Origin of the sequence: Campylobacter showae, assembly GCF_004803815.1 — a bacterium.
GTDB classification, from domain to species: Bacteria; Campylobacterota; Campylobacteria; order Campylobacterales; family Campylobacteraceae; genus Campylobacter_A; species Campylobacter_A showae.
In genome coordinates, this window is the sequence record NZ_CP012544.1 from 1,015,361 (window position 1) to 1,034,452 (window position 19,092).

Genomic DNA, 19,092 nt, shown 5'->3' on the forward strand with positions numbered 1-19,092 from the left:
CGCCCGAAAATTTAAAAGATAAAGAACAAATTTCGGCTGAAATTTTGCCGTCGAATTTAACCAGTGGCGAACCTCGAAACAAAATAGAAAGCGGCACTATCGTAATCTGTGGCGGTGGCACTGGCGGACACCTAGCCGTCGCAAAAGCTCTAAACGAGGAGCTGATTTCGCGCGGATGCAGGACGATATTTGTAGGCTCAAGCAGCGGACAGGATAAAATGTGGTTTGAAAACGACGCCGGATTTAGCGAGAAATTTTTCCTGCCCAGTAGCGGAGTTGTAAATAAAAAAGGACTAGGCAAGTTTTTTTCGCTTTTTAATATCCTAAATTTAGCTTTTAAATGCCGCAAAATTTTCAAGGCACACGCCGTAAAAGCCGTTGTTAGCGTGGGCGGATACAGCGCGGCGCCTGCGGCATTTGCGGCCATCATCTCGCGCACGCCGCTTTTTATCCACGAGCAAAACGCAGTGATAGGCAACCTAAACAAGCTCTTAAAACCGCTTGCAAAGGGCTTTTTTAGCTCGTATTTTAAGCCTGTCTTTAGCTACCCCGTTGCGGAGAGATTTTTTAGCTCGGCTAGGCTTCGCAGCGAGTTAAAAACGGTGATGTTTTTAGGCGGCTCGCAAGGTGCTGCGGCGATAAATTCGCTAGCCTTAAAGCTGGCTCCGATTTTTAAACAAAAAGGCGTAAAAATCATCCATCAATGCGGTAAAAACGCGCTTGAGAGCTTGCAAGAGGAGTATAAAAAGCTTGCTCTTGGCAGCGATGAGCTTGAGCTTTTTGACTTTGATCCTAAAATAGAGCTTAAGATGAGCCGCGCAGATCTGGCGATAAGCCGCGCAGGGGCGGGCACGCTGTGGGAGCTCACGGCAAATGCACTGCCTAGCGTATTCGTGCCTTATCCTTATGCCGCAAACAACCATCAGGTATTTAATGCGAAATTTCTCGTGGATCAAAATTTGGCCAAATTTTGCTTTCAAAAAGGCGGCGAGATCGATGCGGATGAGATGCTAAATTTGATAAATGATATGAAAATAGCGCAAATTTCAAGCCAGCTTTCTGGGCAGATAGATAACGGCGGCGCGGGGAAAATAGCGGATGAAATTTTAAAAGATATTTAAATTTACGGCAGAGCGTTAAATTTAAATATCTTTGGATTAATGCAAATTTGAAAACATGATTAAATTTGCCGCATTTTAAGCGCGCTAAAACAATATAAAAAAGCAAAAAGATTAGTTTATAAAATTCACTTTCAGCTCTCGCAGCTCGTAAACCAGATAGTGATACACGAGCTTGCCGGTTTGCAGGCTTTGGCCGCTAAAAACGGGCTCTATCATCGCAGCGATCTTGTCGCAAACGCTTATTATCTCGGCTAAAAGTAGCTGATCGCCTCTGCTTTTTGCTAAAAAACAGAATAAAGTAAAAAATTTATACGCCATCTTAAACTCGCCCAAAATCACGTTTGAGATGATGCTAGCCTGCATTTTTAGTATCTTATCTAGTCTTGATTGCGCTTTGATCAGCTCGGCAAGTTGCGCTTTTACGGCGCGCATACGAGCCGCGTCTTTGTCAAAGAAGCTTCGCCTTTTGTATTTTTGCATGATAGCACTTTGAGCTTGCAGGAGCTCGGTTATATCTTTGATATTTTTTTGCGGCGACTTGGAGTTTGTAATTTGCCATTATGCTTATGCTGTTTTTCTAGCTTTTTAGCGATATCGCCGAGAGTATTTGCGACAGATAGGCGCTAATGTTAGCATAATACTCCTCATCATCAAAAACGGCCGAAAAATATCCGCTACCTTTTGCTCCTTGCACCTTAATCGAATTAGCTATAGTGCTAAACTGCGCGGCGCTCATGATCGCTTCTTGCGGTTTGATGTCCATTTTTTCAAGCTCGTTAAGCTCGTTTTTTAGCTTAATTATATCGCCCGAGATGGGATGCTGCCTCATATCTGTCCTCGCTGAAGTTTATGTACCAACTCGTCGTAGCTGACGCCGGCGCCGGCTAAAATTTGCCCCAGTAACTTGCTTGAGGCCTCCATGCCGCCGCTTTTTTCGGCCTCAAGCAACCGTCTATATACGCCCTCGATAAATTTGACCCCATCCGGGTTTGGCTTGCGGCGGACGGAGTAGTAACCGATGATCTCGCCGTTAGCATCTAGCGAGGCCGTAATATTGGCAAATACCCAGTAAAAGCCGCCGTCAAAGCTCTTGTTTTTAACGAACGCAAAAATCTCCTGCTTTGCCTTTATGCGCTCCCACAGCAGCTTAAACACGATGCGCGGCATATCAGGATGCCTGATGATGTTGTGCGGCTTGTGCAAAAGCTGCTCTTGCGTTGCGCCGACGATCTTTAAAAAAGGCTGATTACAGTAGGTTATCTTGCCCTTTACATCGGTTTTTGATACGATAAAATCTTCTTCTTTTACGAAATATTCTTTATTCTCGTTCACTTCATACCTTAAATTTTTCGGTAATTATAACCAAATATTACGCAAATGTAGCTTACTCATTTTTTCAATCCAGATAGCAAACGCCTATTAAATCAAATTTGACGCCGTAAATTTAAAGGGTAGGGCAAGTGGATTTTGTAGTGCAAATTTGAGCTCAAATTTAAAAAACTCGGCGGCAAATTTAACTCCGCCGCCGAGCCAAAAATTTAAGCCCCAAAAAAGTGCTTAAATTTAGATCGCTTTTAGCAAGATTTTAGTTAGCTTTTTACTAAACGCCGACGGATCGTCGATGGCGACGCCTTCGTTTAGCTTAGCCATATCCAAAAGCAGCTCCGCCGCGTCGTAGATCATCGCCTCGTTTTGAGATAGCTTTTCAAAGAGCTCGTGCTTTGGATTTATCTCTAGTATCGGCAAAATTTTACCGGCGCTATGCCCCATCTGCTTTAGCATCATCTGCGTAGCGTAGTCGGGATCGTTTTTATCATAAACGATGACGGCGGCACTTTCGCTTAGACGCGAGCTTAGCTTCACGTCCTTGACCTCGTCTTTTAGGATCTCTTTCATCTTAGCTAGTAGCGCAGCAAATTTACCCTCGTCGGCTTCGTCTTTTTCAGGCTTGATCTCGGCGTCGATATCGGTGTGATTTACCGCTTTTATCGGCGTTTTGTCGTAGTCTTGGACCATCGGCATGACAATAGAGTCTATCTCCTCGTCCATGATGAGCACTTCGATTCCTTCAGCCTTAAAGCTCTCTAAAAGCGGCGAATTTCTTAGCATCGTTTCGTTGTTTCCGCTGATGTAGTAGATTGATTTTTGACCGTCTTTCATCGCGTCTTTGTATTCTTTTAGGCTGACTAGCCCCTCGCGTTTGCTTGATTTAAAGAGGCAAAGGTCTAAAATTTGCTCCTTTTCGCTACTAAATCCGTAAAGTCCCTCTTTGATAACTTTGCCGAATATTTTATAAAATTTGATGTATTTTTCTCTATCTTTTTCTTTTAGCTTGGCTAGTTCGCCCAGGATTTTCTTGACGCTTTGCTCCTTGACGCTGCGCATTATGCTATTTTCTTGTAGGATCTCGCGGCTGACGTTTAGCGGCAGATCCTCCACGTCGATTATGCCGCGGACAAATCTAAGATACGGCGGCAGCATCTCTTTGGCGTCGTCGCTGATAAATACGCTTTTGACGTAGAGTTTTACGCCGCTTTGATAATCCACGCGAAATAGATCAAAGGGCTCTGACGCCGGCACGAAAAATAGGGTAGTGTACTCGATCTTGCCCTCGGCTTTTGTATGTACGCAGAGTAGCGGATCTTCGCTATCATGCGAGATTTGCTTATAAAAGTCGTTATAGTCGGCCTCTTTTAGCGCGCTTTTACTCATTTTCCAAAGCGCCGAGGCCTTGTTAATTTGCACGTTTTTGGTCTCGTACGAGCCCTCTTTTTCGCCATCTTTAGGCGCTACATACTCTTCTTTATCCGCAAATATCGGATACGGGATGTGGTTGGAGTATTTTTTGACGATATTTTCGATGCGGTAGGACTCGGCAAACTCGTCATCTTTTAGATAAAGCGTGATAGAGGTGCCGTGGTTATCTTTTTTCGCAGGCGAGATCTCGTAGGTTTTGGCATCCGAACTCCACATAAAGGCCTCTTCGCCAAGTGCCTTTTTGCTCACGACTTCGATCTTATCCGCGACCATAAACGCCGAATAAAACCCGACGCCAAACTGTCCGATGAGGGCGCTATCTTTTTTAGCTTGGCCGCTTAGTTTATCCAAAAAGCCCTTCGTGCCGCTCCTAGCGATGGTGCCGAGGTTGTTTATCAGCTCGTTTTTGTCCATACCGATGCCGTTATCGCTGATCATTAGCGTCTTTTTGTCCTTGTTTATTTTGATATCGATTCGCGGAGAGTAGCTTAGACTTTTGTACGCGTCGTCCGTGAGGCAGAGATAGTTTAGCTTATCTAGCGCGTCGCTTGCATTTGAGATTAGCTCACGCAAAAATATCTCTTTGTTCGAGTAAAGCGAGTGTATCATCAAATTTAACAGCTCGTTTACCTCGGTCTGAAATTCAAATTTTTCGCTCATTTTTTCGTCCTTTGTTTTTAAAATTTTTAGCAGATTATAGCACAAGGTGCTAAGAATATCTTTAAACTTGATACAACTACTATCAACTAATCTAAAATTTGTTTCTCAAATTTGAGCGCTTTTTCTATCCGCTCAAAGTCGATTTTGCCCGTGTTATATATTTTAGCGTCAAATATAAAAGGCGTAAAAAGGCGGTCGCAATACTCGCCCAGCTCGTCGTTTACGCGGAGCGGGTTTTGCCGTAAAAAATCTAAAATTTGATCAAGCTCCGCGTCTATCTGCTCGCTCGTAGCGTTTTTGTCGTAGAAAATCCTAAAATCAGGTACGGATTTTAGCTGCTCGCAAACCTCGACCACTTCATCTTACTCTAGCGCAAAAAAGCGGCATAATCAAAAGAGCGGCAAAAATCGTAAAGAAATTTTTATCATCCATCCTTAAATTTAGATACGCCGCGGTAAAATTTGAGCCTAAGTCTAGCGGGCTAAATTTGAAAGGGCAAATTCAACTCAGGCCGTCTTGTTTAAATTTACCGTTAAATTTAGCTTCATGCCACTTGCTCGCCGCGTTATGCTATTTAACTTCGTTTATTAGCTTTAGACTCTCTTTTGCGTCATAGTGAGTTGTGTACTTTTTGAGATTTTCGCACGAGGTTTGTAAATTTTCTTGCTTGCAAATGCCGTTTTTTAGCAGAAATTTAACCATATCCTCGCTATCTAGGATCGCGGCTAGTTTTGTAAAAATTTCCAGCTCTTTGGCCTCAAATTCGCTAAGCGGTTTAAATTTTAAAAGCTCCTCGAGGTAGCGCATTTTATCGCGGTAAAACTCGGCAAATTTTGCGGTTTTCGTAAACTGCCTTATTTTTGGATCAAGCGGAGCGTTTGCGATCGGCGGAGCGCCGTTTTGACCCATAAAAATAGCTATCCCGCCGGCCACGCAAAGTATCGTTTCTTTGTCGCCGCGCGCGCCTTTACTAAGAAGGTGGCTAAAAATCTCAAACGCTTCGGCATTGCAAGCCGTGCGCAAAAGCTCAGGCGAGCCGATATCCGCGCCGTTTGCCATAAGTAGGTCGATGAGGCGTATTGCTTCTTTTTGATCGAATTTGTATTTGCTGTTAGGATTTATGCCAAGCGCGATAACTGCGTCAAGAGGGGTGAAAATCATAAATTTATAGTTGAGACCCGGCTTAAATTTGAGTACTTTTTCTATGCGTTCAAAGTCGAATTTGCCAGTTTTTATGATTTTTACGTTGTAGATAAACGGCGAAAAAATGCGGTCATCAAATTCGCCGTATTTGTCATTTACGCGGTGCGGGTTTTGCGATAAAAAATCTAAAATTTTATCGAGGCCTGCGTCTATTTGCTTGCTCGTAGCGTTTTCGTCAAAAAAGATATCAAGGTCTGGCTCAAGCAAATTTGAAGCGAATAAAATTTGAATTAAAACTATAAAGATAACGGTGAGCTTTTTCATAAATCCTCCTAAATTTACGGCTTTTACGAGGCGGTCAAATTTGGCTAGCGGATTTAAGGGCTAAATTTGCTCGCGGTAAATTTAGCTCAAATTTTAGCTGAAAAGTTCGTCAAATTTACGCACGCGGCAATTTTACGATAAAGCAGTGCTTTAAATCGCCGCTTTTTGCCTCTCGTTATCAAGCGTTTCTTGCATTTTTGCCCTTGCGCTTTCTAGCCACTCAGGGGCGGCAGTGTCGATGAGATCTAGGCAGATGATTTTGATTTTGCCGTTTTTAAAGCTAAAATTTTTCACATCCAAGATGTCCGAACCCGTGATCACGATGGGCTGGATTTTTAGATTTAGCTTGTCGGCGATGATTTTCGCACCGCCTTTAAACGGCAAAAGCTCCTTTGAGTGCGAGCGCGTTCCTTCTGGGAAAATCGCTAGCACGCGCCCCTTTTCGACGCGGTCCTGCGCGTCTTTTACGAGCTTGATGAGAGAGCGTTTATTCTCGCGCTCGACCGAGATCATTTGCGGCACGTGGATGATCTGACCGATGACGGGCAGGTCGGCGATCTCTTTTTTAGCAATCCAGCAAAGATTTTTAGGATAGACTTCCTCTAAAACGACGATATCTAGCATGCTTTGGTGGTTCATGATGATCATATTCGCGCACTCGTCAAATTTGCCGACGACTTCGAGCGAATAAAAGCCAAAAAGCCGCTGGCTCCTACCCCAAATTTTTCTCACGCCGTGAATGTGCTTTTTAAAAAGCCACATAAAAAATACGACCAAAAGTATACTGATGAGAAACTCGACCGCGAAATACGCGGCCTTTATCCTAGAAAATATCATCTTTTTTCACCCAACCTATCTTGCCGTCGTCTAGTAAAATTTTGACGTAGTCCTCGCGCTCGCCGAGGATCTCGATCTTTTCCTCCGCTTTTGAGGTATAAAATACGCTTGAGTTTTGCGTAGGCAAAATTTTTACATTTATGTTTTGCCTTAGCGTCGCGCCGCCAAACGGGTTGTAGCTATAAAGGATATAGGCTCCAAGGCCGACCACGACGACGAGAAATATCGCGTCGCGCTTAAACAAAAACGTGATCAAGAAAATACCGAAAAGCGCGTAAACTCCGATATTTTTGTAAATTTCAAATTTGCTTTGCTTTGGATTTAGCCCGATTTGCGTGCTGATCTCGTCGTCTTCTACGACTACCGGGAGCGAAAAGCTCACGAAATCTTTTTTAGCCAGGCTAAAATAGTTAAAATCTATCGAGGTTTTTTCAGACGAAAATATCGCGAAATAATATCCGCTTTGCGCGTCAAATTCGCCGCTCGTGGAGTCCACGCCTTGCTTGATGATGTCCTTATCTTCGATGAAAAAGTCCGCGATATTGCCTTTTTGCGCGTTTACTTCGACGATCATGATGAGATTTTTATCGTCGAATTTATTGGTTTTGTATTTTTTGACTTCGAGATTTTGGGCGACGACGTGGTTGTATTTCTCGCCGCTTTTTAGCGCTACGATTTTAGGTAGCGAAAGTGTCAAATTTGCCGTTTGGAAAAACTCGCCGTTACGCTTTAAATTTACCGTGATTTTTGGATTTTGCACGGCTTGGGCGGAGGCCTCGGCGTAAATTTGAGCCTTATAAACCCCTTTACCGTCGTTATCCCAGCGCAAATTTGAGCTTAGCCATTTTAGGTTTTCGGTTTCTGGCAAGATAGTTTGCAGATCTACTGCGATGTTATCCTGGATATCGACCGATAGCGTAAAGCTAAAAATTTGCCCGACGTAGACTTGCTTCGGCGCGTTTAAGGCCTTGATTATGATGTCGTTTGGCTGCACGCGCTCGTAGAGCTGGCTGTCTTTTAAATTTAACTCTGGCTCGTTGGTTGGCGCGATATTTTGCGGGATAGGCTGGCGCAGATGCGTTCCGCCTTGGTTGCTTGGGGCTTGGCTTTGGGCTACGGGAGTTCTATTTTGCGTAGCCGTACTTTGCGTCTGGCTTGGAGTTTTATTTTGCGCGCTTGGCGCTCTGTTTTGTAAATTTGGCTTTTGTACCGGCGCTTGCGGAGCGGGCTTGATTACTTTTTGACTTTGCTCGTCGCCCATCATGTCAAACACGCTAGGCTCGGTTGCCCCGCAAGCTAAAACAAATATAGTAAAAAAGGCTAAAAAGGGCTTTAGCAAACTAGCCCTTTTAGCATCTTTAGTCCATCATCCGTGCCCAAAAACTTCTCGCAGGCGCGCTCTGGGTGAGGCATGAGGCCAAATATCTTTTTATTTTTATCGCAAATTCCCGCTATAGCATCGACCGAGCCGTTTGGATTTAGCTCTGCGCCGTTTGCGTCGCAGTATTTTAGTAGTACCTGATCGTTGTCGTAGAGGCCTTTTAACGTCGCCTCATCGGCGTAAAAGTTACCCTCGCCGTGAGCGATCGGGATGTTTACGACCTCGCCGACGCTCAAATTTGAGAGAAATTTATTTGCGTTTGAGACCACTTTTAGGTGGTGATATTTTGAGATGAAGCTTAAATTTTCGTTTCGTCTCATCGCACCTGCAAGCAGTTTTAGCTCGCACAGCATCTGAAAGCCGTTGCAAATACCAAGCACGTATCCGCCTTTTTGGGCGTGTTTTACGACCGCGCTCATCGCGGGGCTAAATTTAGCGATAGCTGCCGTGCGTAGGTAGTCGCCGTAGCTAAATCCGCCCGGAAGCACGATAAGATCGGCATTTATCTCGCTTTCTTTGTGCCAGATTATCTGCGTTTGGCAACCCAAAAGCTCAAAGGCGTACTTTGTATCTTGCTCGCAGTTTGTGCCTGGAAACAAAACGATGGCGACTTTCATTTTGCGCTCTCGCATTTGTCGTTCAAATTTATCTCGTAGTCCTCGATGACGGTGTTTGCGAGTAATTCCTCGCACATTTTGGTGAGCTCCTTGCGCGCTTCGTCTTTGCTTGCGGCGTCTATGTCAAGCACGATTTGTTTACCTATGCGCACGCCGCTTACGTTGTTAAATCCAAGCGAGCCGAGCGCGTGCTCGACAGCCTTTCCTTGCGGGTCTAAAACGCCGTTTTTTAGGGGTACGTTGATGATAGCTTTCATTTTAAACCTTAGATAAAATTCTTTTTAAAACTTCTTCGTAGGCGACTTTTACGCTGCCAAGATCCTGACGGAATCTGTCTTTATCAAGCTTTTCGTTCGTAGTAGCATCCCAAAAGCGGCAGCTATCGGGGCTAATTTCGTCTGCTAGCAGGATATTTCCGTCCTTATCGACGCCAAATTCGACTTTAAAATCGACTAATTTTAAGTTTCTGTCTGCGAAAAATTTAAATAGGATAGCGTTTATCTCGCGACCCATATGTTTTAGCCTATCAAGGTCGTTTTCGCTCTTAACTAAGCCCATAATTAGGCAGTGCTCGTCGTTTACGAGCGGATCGTGCAGATCGTCGTTTTTGTAGTAAAACTCTACCAATGGAAACGACAAAACCGTGCCTTCTTTTATCGCAAGGCGTTTTGTTAGCGAGCCGGTTGCGATATTTCTTACGACCACTTCAAGCGGGATGATTTCACATTTCTTCACGAGCTGTTCGGTGTCGCTTAGGGTTTCGACCAGGTGAGTCGGGATGCCTTTTTCTTTTAAAAGATGAAAAAGCTGCGTCGAAATTTTATTATTTAACGCGCCTTTGCCGGCTTCGTTACCTCTTTTTTGCGCATCAAAGGCGGTTAGATCGTCTTTAAATTCCGCTATTAGTAAGTTCGCATCGTCCGTTGCGAACATCTTTTTTCCCTTGCCTTCGTAGATCAGCTCTTTTTTTTGCATTTTTGCACTCCTTATTTTAGCTGTAAAATTTTGATCGCGTCAATCGCCGATTTTAGTTGTATATCGTCGTTTACGTTAGCCTCGGTTATTATAGTCTTATTGTCCGTGATTTTAGTAGCGTTTTTGTCGCTATTTGTGTCTATTTTACTCAGTTCGTTGGTTAGGTGTTTTTTTAGTTCGCTCTCTTTTATAGAAAAGGCATTTTCGTCATGCTGAGGCACTTTACCCGGAAATACGACGATATCAGGTTCCACACCCGTTGCTTGTATAGTGCGGCCGCTAGGCAGGTAGTAGCGCGCGATAGTTAGGCGGATAGCCTCTTTGTCGTCCACAGGCAGGATGATCTGCACGCTGCCTTTACCAAACGTCTTTTCACCGATAACGACGGCGCGTTTGTGGTCTTGTAGCGATCCGCTCACGATCTCGCTCGCGCTCGCGCTTCCGCCGTTAACTAGCACCGCAAGCGGTAAATTTGTGATTTTGTTTGCTCTTGCGGCTTTAAATTCGCTATTTTCGCTCTCGTTTCTACCCTTTTGAGATACGATCACGCCGCTATCTATAAACAAATTCGTCAGTCCGACCGCTTGGTTTAAAAGTCCGCCCGGGTTGTTTCGAAGATCAAGGATGATGCCTTCCGCTTTTGGATATTTTTTGATAAATTCCTCGGCCTTTTCGGTTACGTGCTTGTCAAAATTTGTCACGCGAAGATAGAGGATATTGTCTTTTTCGATCATCTTTGCGTAAACGGACTCGACCGAGATGATGTCGCGCACGAGTTTCACGTCAAACGGCTTTTGCTCGCCTTTTCGCACGATGGTTATCGTAATAGGCGTCTTTGGTTTGCCGCGCATTTTATTGACAGCTTCGTCTATGGTGGTGCCTAGAGTCGCGTTTCCGTCGATGCGAAGGATGATGTCGCCGCTTTTTATGCCGGCTTTATCTGCAGGCGTGTTTTCGATAGGCGAGATGACGGTTAGCGCGCCGTCTTTCATACCAACGGTTATACCAAGTCCGCCAAATTCCCCGTTTGTCTGCACCTGCATATCTTTAAACGCCTTTTCGTTTAAAAATCCAGAATGCGCGTCAAGGTTGTTTAAAAGCCCCTCTATGGCTTTATCCACGATCTCTTTAAACTGCAAATCATCAACATAATATTTTTCGATAGTAGAAATGGTTTTTGTAAGTTTTGAGAGCGATTGTAGTTTAGAATTTGAGCCGTCCTCGGTCGCTTTAGCGTTTAAATTTGTGCTAAAAACGGCTCCGAAAATCATCGCGCTCGCAACGCTTGAAAACAAAAACATCTTTTTTTTATTCAAAGTTAATCTCCTGCCTTTTTAAGTGGGGGTATTTTAGTTAAATTTGCCTAAAAATAGGATAAAAGATTTAATAAAATTTAATTTTATTTCGTAAGTATTTATATTATATCACTTAGATAACTTGACAATAATCGACTAAAGTTATATAATACGCCCATTATAAACTAAAGGAGAAAAAATGGCGAATTTAGGCGAAAATTTAACCGCACAAATGCAAGAGCTGGTAGAAAAGGGCGTCGCGCTAGCGATACATGCGAAAAATCCGCAAACCTTTCCGCTTCACTTGCTTTGGGCGCTGGTCGCAGATAGCGGCTCGCTACTAAACCAAGTCTTTAACAAAATGAACGTCAGTAGGGACGCAGTCGAACTTGAAGTAAAAAGCAAAGCCGCACAGCTACCTACAAGCTCAAACGTCAGCAAGGAAAACGTGCAAATTTCAAAGGAGCTCATAAACTCTCTTGAAAGCGCAAAAGCTCTGATGGTGAGCCTGGGAGATAGCTATATCGCGGTAGATACGTGGATTATCTCGGCGCTCGAGCTGCCTGAAATTAAACAAATTTTAGGCAAATTTACAGATGTTTTAGAAATCCGCAAAAATTTGGAAAGCATTAGAGCGGGGCGCAAGATAGACAGCCAAACCGGCGACGAGACGCTAGATAGTTTGGAGAAATACGGCATCGATCTAACTGCAAAGGCGCTAAATAAGGAGCTCGATCCTGTCATCGGGCGCGATGAAGAGATCACGCGCATGATGCAAATTTTAATAAGAAAGAGCAAGAATAATCCTATTTTATTAGGCGAGCCTGGCGTGGGTAAAACCGCTATCGTCGAGGGTCTAGCGCAAAAAATCGTGGCAAAAGACGTGCCTACTAGCCTAGCAAACAAACGAGTGATCGCGCTTGATATGAGTGCGCTGATCGCGGGCGCGAAGTACCGCGGCGAGTTTGAAGACAGGCTAAAAGCCGTCATAAACGAGGTAAAAAGCGCCGGAAATATCATCCTCTTTATCGACGAGATCCACACCATCGTGGGCGCTGGAGCTAGCGAAGGCAGCATGGACGCGGCAAATATCCTAAAACCCGCGCTTGCTAGAGGCGAGCTACACGCCGTGGGCGCAACGACGCTAAAAGAGTACCGCAAGTATTTTGAAAAGGACGCCGCGTTGCAACGCCGCTTTCAGCCCATCGACGTCAAAGAGCCTAGCGTAAACGAAGCGCTTCAAATTTTACGCGGTATAAAAGAGCGCCTCGAGGTGCACCACGGCGTAACTATCACCGATAGCGCGCTGGTTGCGGCGGCAAAGCTGAGCGACCGCTATATCTCAAACCGATTCTTGCCGGATAAAGCGATCGATCTCATCGACGAGGCCGCAGCCGAGCTAAAAATGCAGATAGAAAGCGAGCCGTACGAGCTAGCCCGCATCAAACGCGAGATCGTAACATTACAGGTCGAAAAAGAGGCGCTAAAAATGGAAGACGAGGCTAAAAACGCCGCTCGCCTAAGCGAAATAGAAAAGCAAATCGCCGATCTAAACGAACAAAAGCACGCCCTTGACGGTAAATTTGAAAACGAAAAGGCGGTTTTTGGCGGCATCTCAAAAGCTAAAAAAGAGATAGATAGCCTAAAAAGCGAGGCTGAGATAGCGCGCAGAAACGGCGATTTGCAGCGCGCGGCCGAGATCGAATACGGCAAAATTTTAGAAGCCGCCAACCGCCAAAAAGAGCTCGAAAAAAAATGGGACGAGATGAAAAAGGGCGGCGTGCTACTAAAAAATCAGGTTGATGAGGAGCTGGTGGCCGAAATACTAAGCAAATGGACGGGAATTTCAGTCAGCAAAATGCTAACTAGCGAAAAGCAAAAATACCTAATGATCGAGGAGCATTTGCGCGAAAGCGTCGTCGGCCAGGATGCAGCTCTGCACGCGCTAGCAAGAGCTATCAAACGAAACAAAGCGGGTCTAAACGAGGGCGCGCGTCCGATCGGTTCGTTTTTGTTTTTAGGGCCTACTGGCGTGGGTAAAACGCAGTCGGCGAAGGCTTTGGCTAAATTTTTATTTGACGACGAGCGCGCGCTCATACGCTTTGATATGAGCGAATACATGGAAAAGCACAGCGTCTCTCGCCTGCTCGGAGCGCCTCCTGGATACGTGGGTTACGACGAGGGCGGACAGCTGACCGAAGCCGTGCGCAGACGTCCGTATAGCGTTATACTTTTTGACGAGATTGAAAAGGCTCACAAGGACGTGTTTAACGTGCTTCTAGGTATCCTAGACGACGGGCGGGCGACTGATAACAAGGGCGTGACGGTCGATTTTAAAAACACGATCATCATCCTCACGTCCAACATCGCGTCAAATTTCATCATGGATCTAAAAGGCGAGGAGCGCGAGCAAGCGGTCAAAAACGAGCTTAAAAACTACTTTAAACCCGAGTTTTTAAACCGACTAGATGACACGATAATCTTTAATCCGCTTGATGAAGACGGGCTTATAAAAATCGTAGATATAATGTTTAAAGAGCTTGAAAAAACATTGCAAAATCGCGGTATCAAGGCGAGCCTAAGCGAAGAGGCGAAGAAATTTATCGCGGGCGCGGGCTTTGATATCGTTTACGGCGCTAGACCTTTGCGCCGCGCGCTTTATGAGCTAGTCGAAGATCCGCTAGCCGATATGATCCTACGCGACGAGCTTGAAAGCGGCGACGAGATCGTAGTTGGTAGCGATAAAGAAAAAATAACGATCTCTAAAATTTAACCCAAATTTACGGTCGCGTTTTTAGCGCGGCCGTTTTTATTCTCCCGTCAAATCCTTTAAATTTAACCGCGCAATTATCTTATATTATATAGACTGCTCAAATTTGAAAACAGCATATTGACTTGTAAATTTAGCTAAATTCCAAATTTAGCAAGCTCGCGTACGTTAGTCGCCCGGGTCAAATTTACCAAAACCGCTCAAATTTAGCGGCTACTCCTCGCTTAGCTCCTCGGCTACCTGAGCAGCGAGCTTTAGCTTTTCGCTATCAAAATGCGTATAAATGCGCGAGGTGTTTAAGCTCGCGTGTCCGAGCGCTTCTTGTACCAAAACTAGGTCTTTTTGCTTTTTATAAAGCATCGTGGCAAAGGTATGGCGCAGCATGTGAGCGCCGTTTTTTTCCTTTCGGATGCCTGCTTTAAAGAGGATCTGCTCGACGATGCGGCTCACGTATGCTTGTGTTAGGCGCGTGCCTTTTTTGTTGATAAAAAGATAGCCTTCTTTATTTATATAGTTTATCGCGATCGCGTCTAGGTGGGCCTCGATGAGGCGGCGCTTTATCATGACGACGCGGTATTTGTTGCCTTTGCCGCGGATTCTTATGACGTAGAGCTCGCCGTCTTCTGCGATATCTTTGCGCTTTAGATTTAGCGCCTCACTCACGCGGATACCGGTGAAAATGATAATTTTAATGATGAGCTTATTACGGTTGGCGTTGCTTTTAAACTCCGCATTTTCGATCGCTTCCAAAAATCTTTTAACCTCATCCTCGCTCATAAACTCAGGCAGTTTTTGCCCGCGCGCTCCGCCCACGCCGCCCCAGTTTTTTAGCCCTATGTCAAAGACGTGCGCCTTGCCGTCCTCTTCGTTTTGCTTATCCAAAAATGCGAAAAAATTTATCGCGCTTATACGGTAGTTTTTCTTGCTCGCGTCGCTTAGTCCGCCCGTGACGCTAGCTAGCACCTCGCTTAACAGCTCTTCATCGATCTGTTTTAGGCTTTCTAGCTCGTAAAATTTGAGCGTCTCGAATATCTTTTTAAGTGGATTAAAGTAGGTATTTATGCCCGTTAGCCCAGCGTTTCTAGCTGATTTTACGAGGCCGTCTAGTTGGTCGATGTTTTTTATCTCGCGGCTAAGGGCGAAATTTACGCTTGCTAGCGCCTTTGGGTCGCGAAGCTCTTTGTTTGAGAGCGAGCTAAGCTTAAATTTGACGTATCTAGTGAGCCAAAATATAAACGAGTTTTCAAAACTATCCTTGCAATCAAGCGCGTATTTCAAGATATTTTCCTTAAATTTATAAAAATTTGAAAAGCATTATAACCAAACGCTTCTAAAAAATAAATTTTGGGGTAATCTGAAAAATACTTTTAATCAAAATATTAATATTATTATTTAAGTTAAGTTATGATAAAGTTACGAAACCATTTTGATTCAAAGGAGAAAAAATGCAATCAACGCTAGGTTCGCGTCGTAGCTTTATCGCTGTGACGGGTGTTTTTATCGCGGCGACCGCGCTCAGGGCCGCTCCGAATACTTTTGAAAAAACCAAAGGTCCGCGCTACGGCATGGTCATCGACCTCACGCGCTGCGTCGGCTGTCAGTCGTGCACGATGAACTGCGCTATGGAAAACAACGTCCAAGCAGGCGCCTTTAGGACTATCGTTTCGGAGTACGAAGCTAGCGACAAAGACGGCAACCGCGCCGTTATCGCCTCGCTGCCGCGCCTTTGTAATCACTGCGAAAATCCAGCCTGTATCGACGTTTGTCCGACGGGCGCGAGCTACCAAAGAAGCAACGGCATCGTCAAAGTAAATAGCGCCGAGTGCATCGGCTGCGCTCTATGCGCCGAGGCCTGTCCATATCACGCCAGATACCTAAGCATGCAGACCTACAAAGTCGATAAATGCACCTTCTGCGATCACAGACTGCGCGAGGGATTGCTACCTGCGTGCGTGGAGACCTGCGTCGGCGGAAGCCGCATAATAGGCGATCTAAACGACGAAAACTCAAATATCAGAAAATTTTTAGCCGCTCACGAGACGATGGTACTAGATAGTCCGAAAAATACGCATCCGCAGGTTTTTTACTACGGCGTGAGTGAAATTTTGGCTAAGAACGATAAAGAACTGGCGGCTAAAAAAGGCTACAAACAAGCGATCAGCTGGAGCGAAGAGATCGCGCTGTAAGGAGAAAATAATGCAAAGACGAGAATTTCTAAAAAACGCGGCGATGATCTCGGCCGTGGGCGCGACCGCTGCGGTAGCGGACGACGCGGGAAAAATAAAAGACGACTATAAACCGCAAGGTAGCTCGCTTCAGCCTGAATTTAGCGTAAAAGACGGCAAAATTTCGATGAACGACGGCCATAGCGTGGTATTTTCTATGTGTCACGGCTGCGTGGCAAAGTGCGGACTGCGGTTACACGTGGACGAAAAAGCAGGCCGCGTGCTAAGATGCACGGGCAACCCATACCATCCGCTATCAAACGTGCACTGGGCGAGCTTTGATACCTCGATAAACGACGCTTTGTTAGCGACCACGGCTAGCGGCGAGGACGATCGGCGCGCCACGGTATGCGCTAGAGGCGCGGCGTTACCGGAGATGATAGCTTCGCCTATTAGGATTTTATCTCCGCTAAAGCGAGTGGGCAAAAGAGGCGAGGGCAAGTGGAAAAAGATCAGCTTCGAGCAGCTCATCGAGGAGGTCGTCGAGGGCGGGGATCTTTTCGGCGAGGGGCACGTGGACGGGCTTAGGGCCATACTCTCAGACGAGCTCATCGACGAGGCAAATCCGGAATACGGCACCAAGCGCAACCAGCTTTTGAGCTTTTATCTCTACGACGGGCGCTCGGATATCGTCGATCGCTTTATCAAAAAATCTTTCGGCACTATAAATCACTACTCGCACGGCGGTATCTGCGGCGGCGGCTTTAGAGTCGGCGGCAAGATCGCGCACAACGCAAAGGGCTTTGCTCATACTAAGCCCGACTACGAAAACTCCAAATTTACCATCTACTGGGGCACCTCGCCCGCAAACGGCGGAAATCCGTTTCAAAAACAAGCCAAAATGGTCGCCCATGCAAGAAGTACAAACAATGACTTCAGCTATGCGGTAGTAGATCCTACTCTAACAAACGCCGTCAAATTTGCCGCCTCCGATAAAGGCCGCTGGATCGGCATCAAACCGGGCACCGACACTGCGCTTGCTATGGCGATGATACGCTGGATCATCGAAAATGAAAAGTACGCAGCAAACTACCTCATGCAGCCAAATTTAGAACAAGCAAAGCTAGCCGGCGAGATACACTGGTGCAACGCCACCCACCTAGTCATCACGCAAAAAGGCCACCTAGACTACGGTAAATTTGCGCTTGTTGGCGACGAGTGGCAGGTCTGTTCTCAAAGCGGCAAAATCCAAAGCTACAAGATAAACGAGCCGGCCAAGCTCTACTATAAAGGCAAAATTTTACTTAACGGCAAAAAAGTCGAGGTCAAAAGCTCGATGCAGCTGCTAAAAGAGTCCGCCTACAAACACAGCCTCAAAGAGTACTCTAAAATTTGCGGCGTGAGCGTGGAGGATATCCTCTGGCTGTGCGAAAATTTCACCAAAAACGGCAGGCAGGTCAGCACCAACGTCCACGGCGGCATGATGCACACGCAAGCGGCGATGAGCACGTACGCGATATTTTGCCTAAATACGCTAATGGGCACATACGGCTACAAGGGCGGCAACGTAAACGCAAGCGCGGGCACGCACGAGTTTTTAAAGGGTAGATACGATCTGGAGAGTTTCGAGGGCGCATACAAGCCAAACGGGCTAAATTTATCCCGCTCGGGCAAGTATTACGAAACGAGCTCGGAGTTTAAACGCAAAGTAGCAGCCGGGGGCAGCGGCTATCCTGCGCAGCAGCCGTGGTATCCTATCTCGATGCCGTTAGTAAACGAGACTCTCACCAGCCACGCCGCGGGCTATCCGTACAAAGTAAAAGCGTTTATAAACTACATGACGAACGTCGTCTACGGGCAGGCGGGACTCGAGGTCGCGGTGCTTGACGCACTAAAAGATAGCAAAAATTTACCGCTTTTCATCGGTATCGACGCCTTTATGAACGAGACCAACGCCTACGCCGACTACATTGTACCGGACGGGGTAAATCTAGAAAACTGGGCGCTGCCAAACTCGCTTTGGGGTACGATAGCTAAAACCTCGGTCGTGCGCTACCCGGCCGTCGCCGCTAAACAAGACCGCGCCGCAGACGGCACGCTAATCGACGTAGAGGCCTTTTATATCGCGGTGGCAAAGAGGCTCGGGCTAAAAGGATTTGGCAAGGGCGCCTTTAAGGACAAAGACGGAAAGCCGATGGATCTGGATACTAAAGAGCAGTATTACGCCGCGGCGCTGGCAAATTTAGCCTTTGACGGAGAGGGCGTAAAGGATATCAGCAAAGAGGATCTAAAGCTAAGTAAAATTTCAAAAACCATGAAAAAGCTAGAGCCGTTTTTAAAAGACGAGGAAAAGCCAAAAGTCGCGCACGTGCTGGCAAAGGGCGGTAGGTTTGACAGCTACGAGAGTGCGTACAAGGGCGATAAAACCACGGTAAAAGTCCCGGCTGCTACGCCTGCTGCGATCTACTACGAGCCGCTTGGCGGACACAGGCACTCTATCACGGGCGAGTATATGCCAGGCACGCCGACTCTAGCCCTTGCAGTCGCTAGCGACGGTACTCCGCTAGAAAAGTTTTTCCCAAAATCAGAGTGGAAATACCTCGTAAGCTCGAGAAAATCAAACATCCAGCACTACTACACGATCGTTAGTCCAAAGCTACGCGCGATACATCCAAAAAATTTCGTAAGGATCGCCGAGGATATCGCGAGCGAGCAGGGCATCAAGACTGGCGACAAGGTCAAGATCACGACGCCGTACGGTTCGCAAACGGGCGAGGCCTTCGTAACAAACGGCGTTGCTAGCGGCGTCATCAGCCTCGAGCACGGTTTTGGACACGATGAGTTCGGCGCTAGAGTGCATTTTATCGACGGCAAACCGGCCTTTTGGCTAGAAAGCGCGGAAAAGGGCGTAAATCACAACAAACTAGGCCTACTAGATCCGAAGCGAAAGGGCAAATTTAGCCTAAACGACTGGTTAGTGGGCACCTGCGCTAGACAGGCGCTACCTGCAAATATCCGTAAAATCGGCTAAATTTAACGCGGCGGCC

The 19,092-nt window shown here is 46.1% G+C and carries 17 protein-coding genes; 4 read left to right on the forward strand and 13 right to left on the reverse strand.

Annotation, left to right across the window (positions count from 1 at the left end):
• Positions 1-83 precede the first annotated feature (83 nt).
• A complete protein-coding gene (locus CSHOW_RS04950; RefSeq protein ID WP_415874025.1) occupies positions 84-1,121 on the forward strand; it encodes a UDP-N-acetylglucosamine--N-acetylmuramyl-(pentapeptide) pyrophosphoryl-undecaprenol N-acetylglucosamine transferase in 1,038 nt (345 codons plus the stop codon).
• 111 nt (positions 1,122-1,232) lie between these two features.
• Here the strand turns inward: CSHOW_RS04950 and CSHOW_RS10415 are convergent, their stop codons facing one another.
• From CSHOW_RS10415 to CSHOW_RS05005, 12 genes are all read right to left on the reverse strand, one after another.
• A complete protein-coding gene (locus CSHOW_RS10415; RefSeq protein WP_002947797.1) occupies positions 1,233-1,601 on the reverse strand; it encodes a hypothetical protein in 369 nt (122 codons plus the stop codon).
• Positions 1,602-1,698: 97 nt separating this feature from the next.
• Positions 1,699-1,950 (reverse strand): hypothetical protein, encoded by a 252-nt coding sequence (locus CSHOW_RS10420; RefSeq protein ID WP_002947794.1) that lies wholly within the window; start codon positions 1,948-1,950, stop codon positions 1,699-1,701.
• Positions 1,947-2,453, reverse strand: coding sequence for a PAS domain-containing protein (locus tag CSHOW_RS04960; RefSeq protein ID WP_002947793.1), 507 nt, complete (start codon positions 2,451-2,453; stop codon positions 1,947-1,949). Before CSHOW_RS04960 ends, CSHOW_RS10420 begins: the two co-directional genes overlap by 4 nt.
• Before the next feature lie 231 nt (positions 2,454-2,684).
• Positions 2,685-4,538 carry a molecular chaperone HtpG gene (htpG, locus tag CSHOW_RS04965; RefSeq protein ID WP_039895168.1) on the reverse strand — a complete coding sequence of 618 codons (1,854 nt, stop codon included), beginning with the start codon at positions 4,536-4,538 and terminating at the stop codon, positions 2,685-2,687.
• 86 nt (positions 4,539-4,624) lie between these two features.
• Positions 4,625-4,894: a hypothetical protein gene (locus CSHOW_RS04970; protein ID WP_002947791.1), complete on the reverse strand. Its 270-nt coding sequence runs from the start codon at positions 4,892-4,894 to the stop codon at positions 4,625-4,627.
• A gap of 214 nt (positions 4,895-5,108) precedes the next feature.
• Complete coding sequence (locus CSHOW_RS04975; protein ID WP_002947790.1) at positions 5,109-6,005, reverse strand: hypothetical protein; 897 nt, start codon at positions 6,003-6,005, stop codon at positions 5,109-5,111.
• 150 nt (positions 6,006-6,155) lie between these two features.
• Positions 6,156-6,842: a lysophospholipid acyltransferase family protein gene (locus CSHOW_RS04980; RefSeq protein ID WP_002947789.1), complete on the reverse strand. Its 687-nt coding sequence runs from the start codon at positions 6,840-6,842 to the stop codon at positions 6,156-6,158.
• Complete coding sequence (locus CSHOW_RS04985) at positions 6,829-8,181, reverse strand: SH3 domain-containing protein (RefSeq protein WP_002947783.1); 1,353 nt, start codon at positions 8,179-8,181, stop codon at positions 6,829-6,831. The genes CSHOW_RS04980 and CSHOW_RS04985 overlap by 14 nt, the downstream gene beginning before the upstream one ends.
• Positions 8,175-8,840 carry a phosphoribosylformylglycinamidine synthase subunit PurQ gene (purQ, locus tag CSHOW_RS04990; RefSeq protein ID WP_002947781.1) on the reverse strand — a complete coding sequence of 222 codons (666 nt, stop codon included), beginning with the start codon at positions 8,838-8,840 and terminating at the stop codon, positions 8,175-8,177. Before purQ ends, CSHOW_RS04985 begins: the two co-directional genes overlap by 7 nt.
• Positions 8,837-9,097: a phosphoribosylformylglycinamidine synthase subunit PurS gene (purS, locus tag CSHOW_RS04995; RefSeq protein ID WP_002947780.1), complete on the reverse strand. Its 261-nt coding sequence runs from the start codon at positions 9,095-9,097 to the stop codon at positions 8,837-8,839. Before purS ends, purQ begins: the two co-directional genes overlap by 4 nt.
• Position 9,098: 1 nt before the next feature.
• The gene (gene purC / locus CSHOW_RS05000) at positions 9,099-9,815 is read right to left on the reverse strand and encodes a phosphoribosylaminoimidazolesuccinocarboxamide synthase (protein ID WP_002947778.1); all 717 of its coding nucleotides are present in this window, start codon (positions 9,813-9,815) and stop codon (positions 9,099-9,101) included.
• Between the two features lie 11 nt (positions 9,816-9,826).
• Positions 9,827-11,116 (reverse strand): S41 family peptidase, encoded by a 1,290-nt coding sequence (locus CSHOW_RS05005; protein WP_039895166.1) that lies wholly within the window; start codon positions 11,114-11,116, stop codon positions 9,827-9,829.
• Positions 11,117-11,309: 193 nt separating this feature from the next.
• Between CSHOW_RS05005 and CSHOW_RS05010 the strand changes: the two genes are divergently transcribed.
• Entirely contained in the window at positions 11,310-13,883 is a 2,574-nt protein-coding gene (locus CSHOW_RS05010; RefSeq protein ID WP_002947773.1) for an ATP-dependent Clp protease ATP-binding subunit, read from the forward strand.
• Between the two features lie 210 nt (positions 13,884-14,093).
• Here the strand turns inward: CSHOW_RS05010 and CSHOW_RS05015 are convergent, their stop codons facing one another.
• A complete protein-coding gene (locus tag CSHOW_RS05015; RefSeq protein ID WP_002947772.1) occupies positions 14,094-15,158 on the reverse strand; it encodes a tyrosine-type recombinase/integrase in 1,065 nt (354 codons plus the stop codon).
• A gap of 167 nt (positions 15,159-15,325) precedes the next feature.
• On the opposite strand from CSHOW_RS05015, the gene CSHOW_RS05020 reads away from it, so the two are divergent.
• A complete protein-coding gene (locus CSHOW_RS05020; protein ID WP_002947771.1) occupies positions 15,326-16,066 on the forward strand; it encodes a 4Fe-4S dicluster domain-containing protein in 741 nt (246 codons plus the stop codon).
• A gap of 10 nt (positions 16,067-16,076) precedes the next feature.
• The gene (locus CSHOW_RS05025; RefSeq protein WP_002947765.1) at positions 16,077-19,076 is read left to right on the forward strand and encodes a molybdopterin-dependent oxidoreductase; all 3,000 of its coding nucleotides are present in this window, start codon (positions 16,077-16,079) and stop codon (positions 19,074-19,076) included.
• Positions 19,077-19,092: the final 16 nt, after the last annotated feature.

Bases quoted from the DNA above. Each gene is read 5' to 3' on its own strand.
- CSHOW_RS05010 (WP_002947773.1), top strand. From the start codon at position 11,310: ATGGCGAATTTAGGCGAAAATTTAACCGCACAAATGCAAGAGCTGGTA.
- purC (WP_002947778.1), bottom strand. From the start codon at position 9,815: ATGCAAAAAAAAGAGCTGATCTACGAAGGCAAGGGAAAAAAGATGTTC.
- CSHOW_RS05005 (WP_039895166.1), bottom strand. From the start codon at position 11,116: ATGTTTTTGTTTTCAAGCGTTGCGAGCGCGATGATTTTCGGAGCCGTT.
- CSHOW_RS10415 (WP_002947797.1), bottom strand. From the start codon at position 1,601: ATGCAAAAATACAAAAGGCGAAGCTTCTTTGACAAAGACGCGGCTCGT.
- CSHOW_RS04975 (WP_002947790.1), bottom strand. From the start codon at position 6,005: ATGAAAAAGCTCACCGTTATCTTTATAGTTTTAATTCAAATTTTATTC.
- CSHOW_RS10420 (WP_002947794.1), bottom strand. From the start codon at position 1,950: ATGAGGCAGCATCCCATCTCGGGCGATATAATTAAGCTAAAAAACGAG.
- purS (WP_002947780.1), bottom strand. From the start codon at position 9,097: ATGAAAGCTATCATCAACGTACCCCTAAAAAACGGCGTTTTAGACCCG.
- purQ (WP_002947781.1), bottom strand. From the start codon at position 8,840: ATGAAAGTCGCCATCGTTTTGTTTCCAGGCACAAACTGCGAGCAAGAT.
- CSHOW_RS05020 (WP_002947771.1), top strand. From the start codon at position 15,326: ATGCAATCAACGCTAGGTTCGCGTCGTAGCTTTATCGCTGTGACGGGT.
- htpG (WP_039895168.1), bottom strand. From the start codon at position 4,538: ATGAGCGAAAAATTTGAATTTCAGACCGAGGTAAACGAGCTGTTAAAT.
- CSHOW_RS05025 (WP_002947765.1), top strand. From the start codon at position 16,077: ATGCAAAGACGAGAATTTCTAAAAAACGCGGCGATGATCTCGGCCGTG.
- CSHOW_RS04980 (WP_002947789.1), bottom strand. From the start codon at position 6,842: ATGATATTTTCTAGGATAAAGGCCGCGTATTTCGCGGTCGAGTTTCTC.